14 protein-coding genes are annotated in these 16242 nt (G+C 42.7%); 8 read left to right on the top strand and 6 right to left on the bottom strand.

Features of this window, described 5'->3' with window-relative positions; genetic code table 11:
• Positions 1–29 precede the first annotated feature (29 nt).
• Positions 30–992, top strand: coding sequence for a general stress protein (locus V7K31_RS24805; RefSeq protein ID WP_335097596.1), 963 nt, complete (start codon positions 30–32; stop codon positions 990–992).
• A 273-nt stretch (positions 993–1265) separates the two neighbouring features.
• On the opposite strand, the gene V7K31_RS24800 is transcribed toward V7K31_RS24805, so the two are convergent.
• Both V7K31_RS24800 and ilvN read right to left on the bottom strand, forming a co-directional pair.
• On the bottom strand, positions 1266–1466 hold the full coding sequence (locus tag V7K31_RS24800; protein WP_335097594.1) for a heavy-metal-associated domain-containing protein: 201 nt from the start codon (positions 1464–1466) through the stop codon (positions 1266–1268).
• Positions 1467–2220: 754 nt separating this feature from the next.
• Positions 2221–2739, bottom strand: a complete 519-nt coding sequence (ilvN, locus tag V7K31_RS24795; protein WP_298906950.1) for an acetolactate synthase small subunit — start codon at positions 2737–2739, stop codon at positions 2221–2223.
• Positions 2740–3007: 268 nt separating this feature from the next.
• On the opposite strand from ilvN, the gene V7K31_RS24790 reads away from it, so the two are divergent.
• On the top strand, positions 3008–3376 hold the full coding sequence (locus tag V7K31_RS24790; protein WP_335097591.1) for a phospholipid-binding protein: 369 nt from the start codon (positions 3008–3010) through the stop codon (positions 3374–3376).
• Between the two features lie 168 nt (positions 3377–3544).
• On the opposite strand, the gene V7K31_RS24785 is transcribed toward V7K31_RS24790, so the two are convergent.
• Complete coding sequence (locus V7K31_RS24785; protein WP_335097588.1) at positions 3545–4477, bottom strand: alpha/beta fold hydrolase; 933 nt, start codon at positions 4475–4477, stop codon at positions 3545–3547.
• A gap of 364 nt (positions 4478–4841) precedes the next feature.
• On the opposite strand from V7K31_RS24785, the gene V7K31_RS24780 reads away from it, so the two are divergent.
• Positions 4842–6233: a malic enzyme-like NAD(P)-binding protein gene (locus V7K31_RS24780; RefSeq protein WP_335097585.1), complete on the top strand. Its 1392-nt coding sequence runs from the start codon at positions 4842–4844 to the stop codon at positions 6231–6233.
• Between the two features lie 280 nt (positions 6234–6513).
• On the opposite strand, the gene V7K31_RS24775 is transcribed toward V7K31_RS24780, so the two are convergent.
• The gene (locus tag V7K31_RS24775) at positions 6514–7128 is read right to left on the bottom strand and encodes a TetR/AcrR family transcriptional regulator (RefSeq protein ID WP_335097582.1); all 615 of its coding nucleotides are present in this window, start codon (positions 7126–7128) and stop codon (positions 6514–6516) included.
• 149 nt (positions 7129–7277) lie between these two features.
• On the opposite strand from V7K31_RS24775, the gene V7K31_RS24770 reads away from it, so the two are divergent.
• Together V7K31_RS24770 and V7K31_RS24765 are read left to right on the top strand one after the other, a co-directional pair.
• Positions 7278–8921 (top strand): M16 family metallopeptidase, encoded by a 1644-nt coding sequence (locus V7K31_RS24770; protein WP_335097579.1) that lies wholly within the window; start codon positions 7278–7280, stop codon positions 8919–8921.
• Between the two features lie 46 nt (positions 8922–8967).
• Positions 8968–10506: a M16 family metallopeptidase gene (locus V7K31_RS24765; protein ID WP_335097576.1), complete on the top strand. Its 1539-nt coding sequence runs from the start codon at positions 8968–8970 to the stop codon at positions 10504–10506.
• Between the two features lie 373 nt (positions 10507–10879).
• On the opposite strand, the gene bioB is transcribed toward V7K31_RS24765, so the two are convergent.
• On the bottom strand, positions 10880–11887 hold the full coding sequence (gene bioB, locus V7K31_RS24760) for a biotin synthase BioB (RefSeq protein WP_334944341.1): 1008 nt from the start codon (positions 11885–11887) through the stop codon (positions 10880–10882).
• A 297-nt stretch (positions 11888–12184) separates the two neighbouring features.
• Between bioB and V7K31_RS24755 the strand changes: the two genes are divergently transcribed.
• Positions 12185–12760 carry a GNAT family N-acetyltransferase gene (locus V7K31_RS24755; RefSeq protein WP_335097574.1) on the top strand — a complete coding sequence of 192 codons (576 nt, stop codon included), beginning with the start codon at positions 12185–12187 and terminating at the stop codon, positions 12758–12760.
• A 434-nt stretch (positions 12761–13194) separates the two neighbouring features.
• Positions 13195–13650, top strand: a complete 456-nt coding sequence (locus V7K31_RS24750; protein ID WP_335097572.1) for a hypothetical protein — start codon at positions 13195–13197, stop codon at positions 13648–13650.
• A gap of 278 nt (positions 13651–13928) precedes the next feature.
• Here the strand turns inward: V7K31_RS24750 and V7K31_RS24745 are convergent, their stop codons facing one another.
• On the bottom strand, positions 13929–14591 hold the full coding sequence (locus V7K31_RS24745; RefSeq protein ID WP_335097570.1) for an SMI1/KNR4 family protein: 663 nt from the start codon (positions 14589–14591) through the stop codon (positions 13929–13931).
• Positions 14592–14713: 122 nt separating this feature from the next.
• On the opposite strand from V7K31_RS24745, the gene V7K31_RS24740 reads away from it, so the two are divergent.
• Positions 14714–16171: a protein adenylyltransferase SelO gene (locus tag V7K31_RS24740; RefSeq protein ID WP_335097567.1), complete on the top strand. Its 1458-nt coding sequence runs from the start codon at positions 14714–14716 to the stop codon at positions 16169–16171.
• The last annotated feature ends 71 nt before the right edge of the window (positions 16172–16242 follow it).

Raw genomic sequence — 16242 nt, 5'->3', positions numbered from 1 at the left:
TAATTTTCCCCTACTACCAAGGAGTAATAATGGTTTTAAGTCAATATCAACGTGCTGTAGGCGTATTTACTCATCGTCGAGATGCAGAACAGGCACTACATGAGTTGAGAGATTCTGGCTTGGCGATGGAGAAAGTATCTGTAGTTGTACAAAATGCAGACCGCAATCATCAGATTGCCGATGATCAAATTAAAGAGCGCACTGGTGATAAAACTGACGAAGGTGCAACAGTAGGAGGGCTTTCAGGGGGCGCTGTTGGTGGGTTGACTGGTTTATTAGTAGGTCTTGGGACTTTAGCAATCCCTGGAGTTGGGCCAATAATGCTGGCTGGCGCAGCCGCAACTGCTTTGGTTACAACCCTTGTAGGCGCAAGTATTGGTGCTGCTACTGGGACTTTTGCTGGTGCATTAGTTGGTTGGGGAATGTCGGAAGAGCAAGCTAGAACATATAACGAGCGAGTAGAGTATGGACACTATTTAATAATCGTGGATTGTACATCTATTGAAATTGCTAAAGTAGCAGCAATTCTACAGCGTTGGGGTATTGAAGAGTTTGGCATTTACGAGCATCTCAACAGTGAATATGTAACTACAAATTATCTGACCACAAGGACTTCTGCTACTGCCATTCATAATAAAAGTGGGATAATGTCAAAGTATGCTGTTAGTTGCTTTAATAACATAGATAATGTTGAAGCGGCAATTAACAATATGTGTGCCGCAGGTTTTTCAGTAAACCAGATTTCCTTAATTTGCAAAGACTTCTCTCAATTCAAAGGGTCAATAGGCGTTAATTTAAGTGAGCGGTTTGACCCTATAAGACTAGGAATAGCAGATGAGTGGGCACGCTTTTACAACGAGCAAATTGATCAAGGCAATTACATACTCATCGTTAGTGGTGCAGACAATGAGCTTGATCATGCTAGCTCTATTTTGAGCAATTATGGTGTTCAAGAGTGTCAAATTTATGACCCAATGTTAATTCGTTCCTGAAAACGAGGACCAGAAAATTTAACAAGTGTGTCAGAGCAAATAAATATACAGCAATACTTTCAAAATTCTCCGATCTTTAGCTGTATCTTTTACAGCTTATAAGTTAGGCGAAAGTCAAGTATTTCAAGTGTGTCAGAGGAGGAAAATATTCTTGCTCAAGTAGAGTAATTTGTTAATAATATTCCGCCCGGAAAACGGGCGAATATATTATGATTAAGCAATTGTGCTGGCTAAATTACATCTCTAAATCTCCTCAGAAATTTAGAAATGTAATTAATAGCCCTCTATAGTATAACCAGCAGATTGAACTATCTGTTTAATTGTCTCTTCAGAAGCCGAACCATCTACAGTTACGGTTTTGGCATTAACGTCCACATCTACTTTGGCATCAGATACCATAGTCTGAATAGATTTAGTTATTTTCTGGACGCACTCATCACCTTTAATATTTGTAACTTTCAATTTAGTTGCCATTACTTACCTCATTACCTCAACTGTAATTTCCATTTAATAAATATAATAACGGTTAGGATAGTGAGCGTACATCTTACTGAAGTAAGGTAATTGGGTATCACAGTAATAGTAGTAAATAATAGCTATACATAAATCGTTATTAATAGAATTTGCTGGTAGTAAAACGAATTAAGATGCCAAAATATATAAAGTTATTTATGAAAATATACCTAGTACTACTAACTTATAAAAAGCCGCTTTTTTAGTTTGTTCTGAGGATTCCGTCAGACATTCCAGATTCTTCTATAGGCGTTCCTAGTTGTTCTGGAAGCACTGCCTGAACATACAAGCGTCTATAGGTAAGTCACAAAACCTTTTATCTGTAGTTTTTAACTTATTCCGATGCTATAGATACTTCTATCCAACTTTCAAAGCATATATACATTCAAAAAGCAGCTATCTTATGGCATAAATATGCTATGGGTTTTGCAACAAAAGCCCTGAGTTAACCAATACGCTTGGGTTAAAGCCAAAAACCAAAACCAGCGTAGTTGGGTTTCGTTCCTCAATCCAATCTACAAATATCCTTGTCTGGTTCCCAGTCTCCGACTGGGAACGCCATTCTAGAGGCTCGGCCTCCCTTACTGGCAGCAGAGCCGCCAAGAGCAGCATTTCCAGCCTTCTTGCTGGAAACGAGGTTTTAAAGGGGTTTAAGCTTAAGTTGACACCTATGCACAGATGTTCGCCCCCACAAGTTGATTATTTAACTTCCCAACTAAACCTTTGCTTCCAAAGACTTGAGTAACTCGGTATTGACACCCGACTCACGAGTTAGGGCAATTTTGCCAGTACGGGCGATTTCTCTCAAACCAAATTTTTGCAACACCTGCACGATCGCTACCATTTTACCTGGATCTCCCACAACTTCTAAGGTCAGAGAATCTTCCGCCACATCCACGACTCGCGCCCGGAAAATCTGAGACAGTTCGATTACTTCTGAGCGATTGCTGCTACTAGCATTCACCTTCAAAAGCATCAATTCCCGCTCGACACAAGGAGTTTCGGTAATGTCCTGTACTTTCAGGACATTGACTAACTTGTACAGTTGCTTGGTGAGTTGCTCGATAATGCGATCGTCACCAGGTATAACCATCGTAATTCGGGAGACTCCTCCTTGTTCAGCAGGACCTACAGCAAGGCTTTCAATATTAAAACCGCGACGCGCAAATAAACTAGAAATGCGGGAAAGAACACCCGCCTCATCTTCTACCAGAACTGAAAGGGTATGTTTCATCTTCGCCAATAGAGGCTAGAGCAGGAATTGAGGAACGCAGACACTAACTAACGGCTACGCTAGAGGTACTACCGCACTAAATTATCAGTGCGACCTTCTATTCTAAACTGAATAGTTGCACTCATTGCATTTTCTGGAGATAAATTGGGCAGAAATCATACTGCAAGCCGGAATTTCATTGATGTATATCTTTTCATTGGCAGATGCGGCATTTTTGGAAAGCTTTTATACTCAGATTTGATCAGGCTCTAATAGGAGAAAAGTTTTTATGGGTTGGTTACAAAGATTGTTTGGAATGGAAAAACCTGAAAATGCCGAAGTAAATCCGACTCCACAGGCAATAGCCCAAGATCCGAGTACTAGCGTTGCATCTACTGATAGTCAATCAATACCCCCAGAACGTCTGGGATTAAGTGGAGAATACGACCAAAGTGGTTTAGCAAAGCGGGTAGCGTTGGCATTTGATGAAGATCCCGATCTCGATGATGTTGATACTCTTTGGGTTGCTCAGACAGGCAGCACTGTAGTATTGAAAGGTGAAGTTCCCAGTCAAGAAATTCTCAACAAAATGACTTCTGTAGCCAGTTCTGTGACTGGTGCTACAGATGTTAACACTGACCAAGCCACGATTGGCTAGTAACGCAATAGTAATTCGTAATTACTATTGCGTAAGGGTTTTAGACATTTAAAATGGGTGCTTTATTTACACCGTGCTGTGCTAAGTGTTAAACAATTTCAAATTCAGTCGTGGTAACGGTACTGGCTGACGCGATCGCATCCATTGCATACACCCATTGCATAATATTTAGGGCATAACCAACGGTTGGCGAGCGCTAACCCATCTCTCAATCCAATCTAAAATAGCTTGGTTAACTTGTTCTGGACATTCATCATGGGGACAATGCCCGACATCCTCCAATTTCAGCACCTCCAATTTCTGGTTGCATTGGGCGAATTGGTTAGCCAAGGCTGGGGGAACAAACCGGTCTTTTTGTCCCCAAATTAACAGCATGGGAATTGTTAAGGTTGGTAATACTTTCTTGACACTAGGACTAAAATTAATTCCGATCGCAGCTTTGAACAAAGCACTAAAAGCCCTAGCGGAACCCCGGTCTTGGGCAGGCTCTGCTAAAATTTCGATCAGTTCATCGGTAATCGCCTCTGGGTTAGTGTAGGCAAGACCTGCCCAGCGACGCACCACCCCAGGACGGCGCACGAAGTTAAACACAGGTTTAAGAATCAACGGCGAAGCAACAATATTTTTAATTGCTCTGACAACTGGTTGCAGCACAGGAGGAATTGCTTCTTGCTCTAATGAGGGGTCGGGTAAACTCATCATCACCATACCCCGCACCATATCGGGATGAGCGGCGGCAGCGACCATAGAAATCAGTGAACCGTTAGAATTGCCTATTAATATCGCTGGCTGTCGGATAAATGTTTGCCAAAAGTCGTAAACCTGCTCTACCCAGAATTGAATGCTGTAATTAGCTGCGGCTTTTTCAGAAGCGCCAAAACCCAACATATCTATGGCGTAGACTGTGTGATGTTCACCCAACACCTCTAAATTATGTCGCCAATGACCAATGGAAGCGCCAAAGCCATGTAGCAATATCAGGGGTGTTGTATTGTGGTGATTTTGGCTAGGGCGAATGTAAGTGTAGCGAGTTTGCCAGCCGCGCCAAACCCAATCCCTTTGATTACCAACCCGTTCTTGCCAGTGTATCGCAGTGGTCACACTTACCTCCGATTTTTCAGCGTTAAATTCTATTATAAAACTTTGATTTTTGCCATTATTTTGAGAATTTCGTCTCAATTGAATATAAATAGCACTTATATCATGTCCGCTTGATTACTTATTAAACCCGAAGAACCCCACCCCGCCAAAGCTGCGTTTTGTCTCCCCTCCCCGCCGGCGGGGAGGGGATTAAGGGGTGGGGTGCAATGACTATGGGAATCACAACTAATTACCCGGACATGATATTACGCAAAATCACACGCGGTAGGGGCAATTCATCAATTGCCCCTACCAGAAAATTACGGTTTCGGCTATTGTTTGCGTAACTGCTGATAAAATCTAAAACTTAAAATCTAAAATCAACATGGCAGACCTAACTCCTAATTCTAGTTTTAGTTTGACGCTGCGCTTGCAGATTCCCAATCGCATCGGGATGTTAGCGTCAGTAACCCAGGCGATCGCAGCCAGTGGCGGTAATCTCGGTCAAATTGATTTAATCGAGCAAACCCGCAAAGAGTCCACCCGCGATATTACCGTTGATGCTGCTAGTACCGAACACGCTGAAACTATTGTGCAAGCAGTGAAAGCATTACCAGACATCAAGTTACTCAGTGTCTACGATCGCACTTTTAATTTGCATCGCGGTGGCAAAATCAGCATTGTCAGCAGAATTCCCCTGAGGAGTGTTTCCGATCTCGCAATGGCTTACACGCCCGGAGTCGGTCGAATTTGTACGGCGATCGCTCAAGACCCAGAGGAAGTTTACAAGTTAACCATCAAACAAAACACTGTTGCCATTGTTACCGATGGTAGTGCCATTTTGGGTTTGGGAAATCTCGGACCAGCAGCCGCCCTACCAGTCATGGAAGGTAAAGCAATGCTGTTTAAGGAATTTGCGGGGCTGGATGCTTTTCCCATTTGTCTGGCCACCCAAGATACAGATGAGATTATCCAGACAGTTAAGAATATCGCTCCGGTATTTGGGGGCGTGAATTTAGAAGATATCGCTGCACCTCGCTGCTTTGAAATTGAAAAGAGATTGCGCCAAGAGTTAGATATCCCCGTTTTTCACGATGACCAGCACGGTACAGCAATTGTCACCTTAGCCGCGTTGTTTAATTCCCTAAAGTTGGTACAAAAGTCAATAGCCCAAATCAAGATTGTGATTAACGGTGCTGGGGCGGCGGGAGTAGCGATCGCTCGGTTACTCCGGAAAGCTGGGGCAGAAAAAATCTGGATGTGCGACTCTAAAGGGATTATCTCTACTAGTCGCACCGACTTGACAGAAGAAAAACTCGAATTTGCCGTGAAAGCTCAGGGGACATTAGCGGGTGCCATGCCAGAGGCAGATGTCTTTATTGGTGTCAGTGTACCGGGAGTATTGACACCAGAAATGGTGCATTCAATGGCCAAAGACCCAATTGTGTTTGCAATGGCAAATCCGATTCCAGAGATTCAGCCAGAATTAATCAGTGAAGATGTGGCTGTGATCGCTACTGGTCGCAGCGACTACCCCAATCAAATCAATAACGTCCTAGCTTTTCCAGGGGTATTCCGTGGTGCTTTAGATTGTCGCGCACAGACAATTACCACCACAATGTGTCTGGAAGCTGCAAATGCGATCGCCTCCTTAGTCAAGCCTTCAGATTTGGATCGGGAACATATTATTCCTTCAGTCTTTGATAAGCGCGTCGTCACTGCTGTTGCTGCGGCTGTGCAACGCGCTGCGCGTGAAGAAGGTATCGCTCAGAATTAAATATAAAAGGCTTGGGGATTTCCAAGAAATAAATTATTCAATCTTGTGGGGTGGGCATCTTGCCCGCCTTTGGTTACCGGGCGGGCAAGATGCCCACCCCACAATAAATAATTGGATATTTTTTATTTGGAAGTCCCTTGCTCTAATCCCCTCCTTTTTAAGGAGGGTTAGCAGGGTGCTTTCATGGCACTATCAGGGTGGGCTTTTCGTCCCACCCCACAATCATATTGAAAAAAATATTAGTGCAAATTAAAGCCGCAACAGCTTAACTCCTAACTCTTCAGTCTTTGGCTAAGACTCCATTCAGGAAGATATCAGCGAGTCCTTCGGCCATTTGCTGCATTTCTTGGGGGGAAGCGTCAGGTTCAAGAAGGGTGTTGTTAGAAAAACCTGCGATCGCAAACATTCCCAAGAAAACTTTTGCAACTAGCTTGGCGTCCGTTTGGCGATAAATGCCTTTATCCATCGCTGTTTGAAAGAACGCTTCGCCGACATCAGTCATTTTGGTAATCACTTCTAATTGGATGCGATCGCGCAAATCGGGGTGAAACTGCACCTCCATAAAACAAACACGCATCACATCGGCATTTTTTTGGAAATTCCACATCCGGTGACGCATCACTTGAGCTATGGCTTTATAACTACCCATTTCACTTAATTCTGTCAGTAAATCTGTCAGAATCTCCACCCAGCCACTCGTAGCTACTTCCACCAAAATTGCTTTTTTATTGGGAAAATGACGAAATAGAGTGCCTTCAGCGACACCTGCTGTTTGTGCTAAATCACGGGTGGTAGTGCCGTCAAATCCCTTAGAGGCAAACAACCGTTGTGCTGTCTCTAAAATCCGGGTACGCGTCTGAGCCTCTGAAGGCGGGGAAGAATTAAAAAGTCGCATAAAAGTTATGGTGATATTTGCGAAACACGATTTGTAGCATTATTGTCTAACATCGAGTAAAAAAGCTTAAAAAGCTTAATACAAGATTAACGCTCTTTTGCTAAGTACCCTGTTTCTTAGGTAGTGTAACTTTATCTTAATTTTCGCTTATGAACCAGAACAGTCGGTCAATTTTGGATTTGAAATTTGGGATTTTGGATTGGTCAGATCAAGTATCTGTCACATTGCGGCGATTGTTTGTCATTTTGTTAACTTTGATTATCTTTTGGTACGGTTTGCTGCCAGAAATTGCTCTGGCTCAAACTCAGACAGTATTTCCTCCCCAAACAGCTAAAACTCAAATTCCACCAGTTGAAAGTTCGATTCAACCTTATCTGGATCGAGCGATCAAACAGTTAACGGAGTTTCGCCTCGATAATGGTCTAAAATTCATTGTCTTGGAAAGACATCAAGCGCCTGTGGTTTCCTTTCTTACCTATGCGAATGTTGGTGGTGTCGATGAGGTAGATGGTAAAACTGGTGTAGCTCACTTTCTGGAGCATTTGGCTTTTAAAGGCACAACGCGCATTGGTACACAAGACTATAAGGCAGAAAAACCCCTACTAGAGCGCTTGCAGCAGTTAGATGCTCAAATTAAAACAGCGAAAACCGATGGCAAAAAAGATGAAGTTGCGCGGTTACAAGTTGAGTTTAAGCAAGTAGAATCACAAGCAGGTAAACTTGTCAAGCAAAACGAATTGGGGCAAATTGTCGAACAAGCCGGAGGTGTGGGTTTAAATGCCAATACTTCAACTGAAGCCACCCGTTATTTTTATAGCTTTCCTGCCAATAAGCTGGAACTTTGGATGTCGCTGGAGTCGGAGCGGTTTCTCGATCCTGTAATTAGTCGTGAGTTTTATAAAGAGAAAGATGTAATTTTAGAGGAGCGGCGGATGCGGGTGGAAAATTCACCCATTGGATTAATGCTGGAGAAATTTATTGATACTGCTTACAATGTCCATCCTTATAAGCGTCCGGTGATTGGTTATGACGAAGATATCCGCAATCTGACACCAGAAGATGTCCAAAAGTTTTTTGATACTCACTACGTACCAAGTAATTTAGCGATCGCCATTGTCGGAGATGTCAACGCGGCTGAGGTGAAAAAACTGGCGCAAACTTATTTTGGCCGCTATCAAGCAAAAACCAAGGCTGTTGAACAAATCCCGGTGGAACCGCCACAACAACAAACACGAGAAGTTACTTTACAGCTAACTTCTCAACCCTGGTATTTAGAAGGTTATCATCGTCCGGCAATTACCCATCCAGATAATGCCGTCTATGAAATCATTGGCAGTTTATTAAGTGATGGGCGCACGTCGCGGCTATATAAATCTTTGGTAGAAAAGCAGCGTTTGGCGCTAAGTGCTGAAGGTTATAGTGGATTTCCTGGAGATAAGTACCCAAATCTGATGTTTTTCTATGCTCTCACGGCTCCTGGTCATACAGTTGATGAATTGGCGGTGGCTTTGCGCCAAGAAATTGACAAATTAAAAACTGAGCCTGTAGCGGCGGCTGATTTGCAACGGGTGAAAACTCAAGCACGGGCGGGTTTGTTACGTAGCCTCGATTCAAATATGGGGATGGCTGAACAATTGTTGGAATATGAGGTGAAAACTGGCTCTTGGCGGAATTTGTTTAAGCATTTGGATAAGATTTCGGCGGTGACAACATCTGATATTGAGCGGGTGGCTAAGGAGACTTTTACGGCTGAGAATCGCACGATTGGTAAGTTGTTGTCGAAAGAAGCTTAAGAGTAACGAACCACGAAGGGCGCGAAGGGCGCGAAGGAAGAAAGATATGCAGAGGTATAAGGTGAAGGGTAAAAGGCAGATAGCGTTGAAAATCCAAAATCTAAAATCTAAAATCCAAAATGGAAAGGGGTTGATTTATGCTTTGGTTGCTGTTTTTGCGTGTTTACTTTTAACTTGTAATTTTTCTCTGGCGGCGACGACTCAGGCAAAGCATTATACAGAGTTGCAGTTACCACCGCTACCTGAGATTAAGTTACCTAAGTATGAGCGGTTTGTTCTTCAAAACGGCTTGGTTGTCTATTTGATGGAGGATCACGAATTGCCGTTGGTGAATGGGACGGCGTTTGTGCGGACAGGAAATCGCTTGGAACCACAACAGAAAGTCGGTTTAGCTGGTTTTACAGGTGCGGTGATCCGAAGTGGGGGAACTAAGCAGCATTCGCCTGATGAACTCAATGAGATATTGGAACAACGGGCGGCATCTGTGGAAGCTAGTATTGGTGAAGCTTCTGGTGGTGCTAGCTTTGACGCACTCAGTGAAGATTTAGAAACGGTGTTTGGGCTATTTGCCGAGGTGCTGCGATCGCCAGTATTTGCTCAAGAAAAGCTAGACTTGGCTAAGACACAAGCTAAGGGTGGCATTGCCCGTCGCAATGACAATCCAGGTGGAATTGCTAGTCGAGAATTTAAAAAACTGATTTATGGGAAAGATAGCCCCTATGCTCGCACAATCGAGTATGCAACGGTGGATCAAGTTTCTCGTGAAGATTTGCTCAAGTTTTATCGGCAATATTTCCACCCCAATAATATGATTTTGGGGATTGTGGGGGATTTTGAGGCGAAGAAAATGCGATCGCTCGTTCAAGCTAAGTTTGGCGACTGGAATCGCAACCCAGGTATTGCTAAACCCAAATTACCAGATGTTTCGCCAGCTAATACAGGTGGAGTCTTTTTTGTCAATCAGCCACAACTAACCCAAAGTAGTGTGCTTCTGGGCCATTTAGGTGGACGATTCGACAATCCCGATTATGCGGCGCTGGATGTATTGAATGGGGTGTTAAATGGATTTGGTGGACGCTTATTTAATGAAGTGCGATCGCGTCAAGGTTTAGCTTACTCTGTCTATGGCCAGTGGAGTCCCCGCTACGATTATCCGGGAATATTTATTGCTGGTGGACAAACGCGATCGGATGCTACCGTCCAGTTTGTCAAAGCCTTACAAGAGCAAATCAAGCGCACCCAAACTCAAAGAGTCACAGCAAAAGAACTGGCTTTTGCCAAAGAGTCTACACTTAACTCCTTTGTATTCAACTTTCAAGATCCCAGCCAAACTTTGTCACGGTTGATACGATACGAATATTACGGCTATCCTGCTGATTTTCTCTTTCGCTATCAAAAAGCCGTCGCCGTCACCACAGCCGCCGATGTGCAACGGGTAGCACGAGAATACCTCAAGCCAGAAAAGATCGTGACTCTAGTGGTAGGGAATCAAACTGCCATTCAACCGCCATTGACGCAGCTAGCAGCACAGGTAACGCCAATAGATGTAACGATTCCTGGTTCGCAGCCACAGCCGAAGAATTAATCGCGTACATAGGTAGAAACTTAGTACAACATTTCATTAATTCCTAGCGAATTCTCTGCGTACCTCTGCGCTTCCCTCAGCGACGGCAGTCGCTCATGGGGGAAACCCCCAAGACTGCGCTGCCTTTCCTTTGCGTTAAAATTCCAACCCTCAATTAGCCACAATTTTACGCAAAACTTGATCCTGTCTCTAGCTTCCCTCTCCTTTATATCGGAGAGGGATTGAGGGTGAGGTAAGTCGAGGTTCTCGGCATTCAAATAATTTCCTTTCACTATCGGGAAATGACTGAGGACAAATTGTAGTAGCAAGTAGAAACTAAATCAGGAACCAAAACCTCTGGAGTTCCCAGAGGTTTTTTCTTCACTCTCAGGACTTACGCCACAACAGCCGGACTTGCTACCTTCTGGTGTCTTTGGGAAGGTGGACGCATTCCCAAACCAAGTAAATTCAGCATTTCTCGGTCAGTATCGTAATCTGGACAGGGAGTTGTCACCGTCAACATCTTGTTATCGTCGCTGGAAAAGATCGAATTGGCTCCTGCCATAAAGCAGAAAGCTTGTTCTACTTGAGAAAGTCTAGCCCTACCAGCACTAAGACGCACATCGGAAGCTGGCATTAAAATCCTGGCTGTGGCAATCATCCGCACAATATCCCAAATAGGGACATCAGGCTGATTTTCTAAGGGTGTACCCGCTACTTGTGAGAGAATATTAATCGGCACGGACTCTGGATGTGGATGTAAGTTTGCCAAAGTTTGTAACATACCAACACGGTCATCAGCAGTTTCGCCCAAACCCAGGATACCGCCGGAACATACAGTCACATTTGTCTGACGGACATTCTCAATTGTGTTCAAGCGATCGCTATATGTCCTCGTGGTAATAATTGTGCTGTAATATTCCTGCGAGGTATCTAAGTTATGGTTGTAGGCGTAAAGTCCCGCTTCTGCCAATTTCCTGGCCTGATTTGCCGTCAACATACCCAGAGTGCAGCACACTTCTAAGCCCATTGCGGTTACATCCTTGACCATTTCCAGGACTTCCTCAAATTGTGAGTTATCCCGCACTTCGCGCCAAGCAGCACCCATGCAGATGCGACTAACACCAGTTTCTTTCGCTTTCTGGGCGATGTTAACTACCGTTTCCTTTTCTAGGAGTGCTTGCGCCTTTACCTCTGTTTTATAGCGGGAAGATTGGGCACAGTAGCTACAATCTTCTGGACAGCCTCCCGTTTTTATAGATATGAGCTTACAAACTTGTATTTTTGTTGGGTCATGATATTGACGATGCACGCTAGCAGCTTGATAAATCAGCTCTAGCAATGGCGTGTTGTATATCGCCCGAATCTCTAATTCCTGCCAATCGTAGCGTATTCCCACCACATCACTATCCTTCTTGTAGACTGGGTTAAATCTTGAGCTGTCTTTTGGTTGAATCTCCTGCGGTACAGCGTTTGGGCAAAGCGATTTTATCGAAGTTATGCCGCGCCCTGTACTTTTTCACCCATTGGCTCTCAATCTTTCCGCTCTAGATATTAAACATCAGCTTATCAAGATTTTGGTTGAATGGCAGATTAAGAGCAAAAATACTCACTTGACTGCTGCTAAACCGGAGGGATGAGAGAATTTACAAAATTAGCAAGAATGTTTTGGGAAGAGATCCCGTAGATTAAGTAATTTATGATATCAGAACTGCCACTAATAACAAGCGATCGCCTATTATTACGACCATCGATCCATGAAGATATACCCCAAATTCTCAAATACTTCAATGATAATAAAACTTATCTCACTCCATTCTACCCTCTTTGGGCTGATGGTTTTTTCACTGAAGAATATTGGCAGTATCAAATAGAGAATAATTTTCTGGAATTTATCAATGGGCAATCGTTAAAACTATTTATTTTTACCAAAAAAAATCCAAATATAATTATTGGAACGGTCAATTTTAGTAATTTTTTCCGAGGAGCCGCTCATTTTTGCTATGTAGGATACAGCCTTGCTGAAAATAAACAAGGTAAAGGATATATGACAGAAGGACTCAAAGCCGCAACTCAATATGTATTTCAAGAGTTAAATTTTCACCGGATTATGGCTAATTATATGCCTCACAATCGCAGCAGTGGCAATGTACTCAAAAGACTCGGTTTTGTCATTGAAGGATATGCTAGAGACTATCTATTAATTAATGGGCAATGGGAAGATCATATTATGACAAGTCTCATCAATCCTAATTGGCAAGCACCTAAATTTTAAAAATGTCTGAGTATAATTTTCAATAATATTTATTATATTTCCCAACTAAGTAAGTGGGTCAAATTAAATATAAAACCTCACCCTACCTCCGGCTTCCCTCTCCGAACTCACGGAGAGGGATTGAGGGTGAGGTTTGATCTTATATTTAATTACGCCTACCTACTTATCCCTGCTTCTAAATTTACTGATTTATAAATGCTATTTATTAACGCAAATTAGGCTATTTTTGTAGAGTAGGCAATGCTTACAGCTATTTTTAGCTAAATAAGCTGTCGTGTGTCCAACTTACACTTTTCATAGCAAATTCATAATAAATACACAACAACTCCACAAGCCAATGCAATAGTAATATTTGTTCACGACTTGGCTCAGTTATCAAGGTTTACTTGAGCCGATGTGTCAACTTTTATTAAATGATTGAGGAGTTTTTCAAAATGTCGATTAATTCTATAAAGCGTTTATCTGTCTTTTCTACTATCTTCGCCTTTGCTAGTATCTTACACGGAGTTGTCTTGGCAGCACCAGTTCCAGATCCTGCCACTACACCAGCCTTAAAAACTCAGACTAGTTCTGCATCACGCCAGACAAGCAAACTCACAAATCAACAGCGCCTACAAATCCAAATGGCTCGCCAGCAAAGAGATAAGGATATTGAGGCTCTATTAAACCAGTCTCAAACTACTAAATTTAAGGCAGCATTGCAATCCCGTCAGAGAATTAGAACAGTCTTAACATCTTTGGATCTGAATCAAGATCAACAGAAAAAAGTTCAATCAATTTTGCAAGCTTATAACCTACAAGTGAGAAAAATTCTATCTTCACAGGCATCACAACCAACATCAAACTCAGTAGGAATTACTGCACCAACATCACAACCAATTACAAAATAAAAAACTGAGTTTTATTTAATTACAGTCAATCTAGAGCCGGGGCGAATGGAAGGGAGCATCTCAGTTTTGCAAATATACCAGAAGAAAAACAAACAAGATTCTTGCTCCCTCTCCAAAGCATCCCAGAGGGTTGGGGTGAGGTTTTACAAGGCTTTTTACACTTATTGAGATGCTCCCGAATGGAATTCGCGGCTATACAAACAAAGTCCGAGGAGGCGGATTAAGAGAAAATTAAGTTTTTATACCTGTCTAGATGCGGTTTATAACTATCCTTTTCACTAGCGGATTTGATCCAAACTTCGGTTGAGCCAGTCTTCATACCAATCATAAAAACTCAAAGCCTGCTCCTCATCACTATCTTGATGAAAATCATCAGCATTAATGTCATGGAAAGCATGACAAAAACTCAATGAAGCAGGATATATCCCATTATCATTAGTACGGTCATCTATCCAGATTTTTCCTGACTGCTCCCCAATAATGACTAACATCGCATAAATTCCACAACCATAATTTGTAATGGTGAGAGTACCCTGGATGAATTTATCGTCGAAGTAGGCATCACTGTTGGCAACAAAACCCGGATTATTGTTGACAATCAAATCCAAATCATTCCATGCTTCTGTTAAAGGAAATGGTTTAGAGAGAATTTCGTAGTTCTCTTGGTATATTTTTTCTGCGATGACATCTTCATTTTCAACTCCCAGCAGACCAGATAAGCCGTATCCTGGACCTGCACCACCATTACCAATTTCTAAGAGAAAGTTTCGATATTCACTTGGTAACGTAATATTGTATCTGGATTCAAACACTTGAATATCTTTGTGACTCAAACAAGGTTTAAATTGATATTCGTGTGATTCTGAGCCAAAAACCTCAAATGTAGCGTCTAAAATAGCTAATTGAGTTAACTTTTTCTTTAATTGCAAAATTTTATTCATTATGCGCTCCAGATTTTGATGGTGGCGCTGCCATATTTTAGATATGGGTCGCTTTTTGGGTTTATGCTGATGCTGAAGCCAGAGGTAGTATTAAGGGAAGAATGAATTAAGCTTTGCTCGTAATGACTCTGGCTGAAACTCCAAACTACAAGAATTCTAGCAATCCTTTTCTCACCCTCAACTACGAAAGCGCCTTAGAATCTCTAGGCGGTGACTACTACGATGAGGTTGCAGGGGCGGAATTTCCCCAACACATCCTGCGTTGGCGTAACGATGAACTATTACCCCGTTTCGGTCTAGACCCCCAAGTAGTCAAAGACGAAGATTTTATCACAGCTTTTGGTAAATTTCAGGGACGTAAACCCTTGTTGGCACTGCGTTACCACGGCTATCAATTTGGTGAATATAACGGACACTTGGGTGATGGTAGAGGTTTTCTCTACGGGCAAGTACGCGCCAATGATAGCGAATTGTACGATTTTGGCACAAAAGGTTCTGGGAGGACGCCCTACTCCCGTGGTGGCGATGGTATGCTCACGCTTAAAGGTGGAATGCGGGAAGTTCTGGCTGCGGAAGCACTGCACTACTTGGGTGTACGTACTTCGCGCTGTCTGACCATGATTGAAACAGGTGTACCACTCTGGCGGGGCGATGAACCTTCGCCTACCCGTTCGTCTGTGATGGTCAGGATGAGCAGTTCTCATATTCGGTTTGGGACTTTTGAGCGACTGCACTATTTCCAGCGTCCAGATTTAACTAAGAAGCTCTTAGACCACGTAATTGAGCAGTATTATCGACACTTAAGTACTGAACAAGATAAATATGCCCTGTTTTACGCCCAATTAGTTAAACGGGTTGCAGAACTAGCGGCGCAGTGGATGGCGGCTGGCTTTTGTCATGGAGTTCTGAATACTGACAATATGTCGATTACGGGAGAGAGTTTTGATTATGGTCCTTACGCATTTATCCCTACTTATGACCCCTACTTTATAGCTGCATATTTTGACTATTCTGGACGCTACTGTTACGGTAATCAACCAAGTATTTGCCAGTTGAATTTAGAAATCCTCCAGGAACCTTTGAAGGCGATCATAGATAAAGGCGAAATGGAGGCTGGTTTAGCTAGGTTTGATGAATATTATCAAGCTGAATACAGTTCTTTGATGTTGAAAAAGTTAGGTTTTGTGGAGTTGGTACATCCACAAGCTCCAGAACTCTTGAATCTAACGATTGAATTTTTGAAAGTGAGCCAAGTTGCTTATCACCAATTCTTTTATGAGATGGCTCGCACTTTTTCATCTAAATGGCGAGATGAACCAGGTTTTGTAATGAATGGTTCAGATATTGTACCAGTGCCGGGTGCATCAGCAATTTTTGATGATTGGTGCATACTGTATCATCAAATTTTGAATGATTTTGATAGCGATCGCATCGATGTAATTGCCCAAACTCTAGCTGTTCATAATCCGCAAACGGCATTATTAAGACCTTTGATTGAATCTATTTGGGAAGCAATTGCTCAGGAAGATAATTGGCAACCTTTTTATGAGTTAATCAAGGGAATTCAGTCTAGGAGATAGTTAGCAAGGGGAGAGGCCATTTAAGATTTATCGCGCAATACCTCACCCTGATTTTGCTACACAAAATCTGT

Origin of the sequence: Nostoc sp. (assembly GCF_036917675.1) — a bacterium.
GTDB lineage: Bacteria > Cyanobacteriota > Cyanobacteriia > Cyanobacteriales > Nostocaceae > Nostoc.
The sequence above is the reverse complement of the archived record's forward strand: the minus strand, read 5'-3'. Positions and strand labels throughout refer to the sequence as shown.

Coding starts and splice junctions, on each gene's coding strand:
- V7K31_RS24745 (WP_335097570.1), bottom strand. CDS start 14,591: ATGAATAAAATTTTGCAATTAAAGAAAAAGTTAACTCAATTAGCTATT.
- V7K31_RS24765 (WP_335097576.1), top strand. CDS start 8,968: ATGCAGAGGTATAAGGTGAAGGGTAAAAGGCAGATAGCGTTGAAAATC.
- V7K31_RS24775 (WP_335097582.1), bottom strand. CDS start 7,128: ATGCGACTTTTTAATTCTTCCCCGCCTTCAGAGGCTCAGACGCGTACC.
- V7K31_RS24740 (WP_335097567.1), top strand. CDS start 14,714: ATGACTCTGGCTGAAACTCCAAACTACAAGAATTCTAGCAATCCTTTT.
- V7K31_RS24750 (WP_335097572.1), top strand. CDS start 13,195: ATGTCGATTAATTCTATAAAGCGTTTATCTGTCTTTTCTACTATCTTC.
- V7K31_RS24800 (WP_335097594.1), bottom strand. CDS start 1,466: ATGGCAACTAAATTGAAAGTTACAAATATTAAAGGTGATGAGTGCGTC.
- V7K31_RS24805 (WP_335097596.1), top strand. CDS start 30: ATGGTTTTAAGTCAATATCAACGTGCTGTAGGCGTATTTACTCATCGT.
- ilvN (WP_298906950.1), bottom strand. CDS start 2,739: ATGAAACATACCCTTTCAGTTCTGGTAGAAGATGAGGCGGGTGTTCTT.
- V7K31_RS24790 (WP_335097591.1), top strand. CDS start 3,008: ATGGGTTGGTTACAAAGATTGTTTGGAATGGAAAAACCTGAAAATGCC.
- V7K31_RS24755 (WP_335097574.1), top strand. CDS start 12,185: ATGATATCAGAACTGCCACTAATAACAAGCGATCGCCTATTATTACGA.
- V7K31_RS24770 (WP_335097579.1), top strand. CDS start 7,278: ATGAACCAGAACAGTCGGTCAATTTTGGATTTGAAATTTGGGATTTTG.
- V7K31_RS24780 (WP_335097585.1), top strand. CDS start 4,842: ATGGCAGACCTAACTCCTAATTCTAGTTTTAGTTTGACGCTGCGCTTG.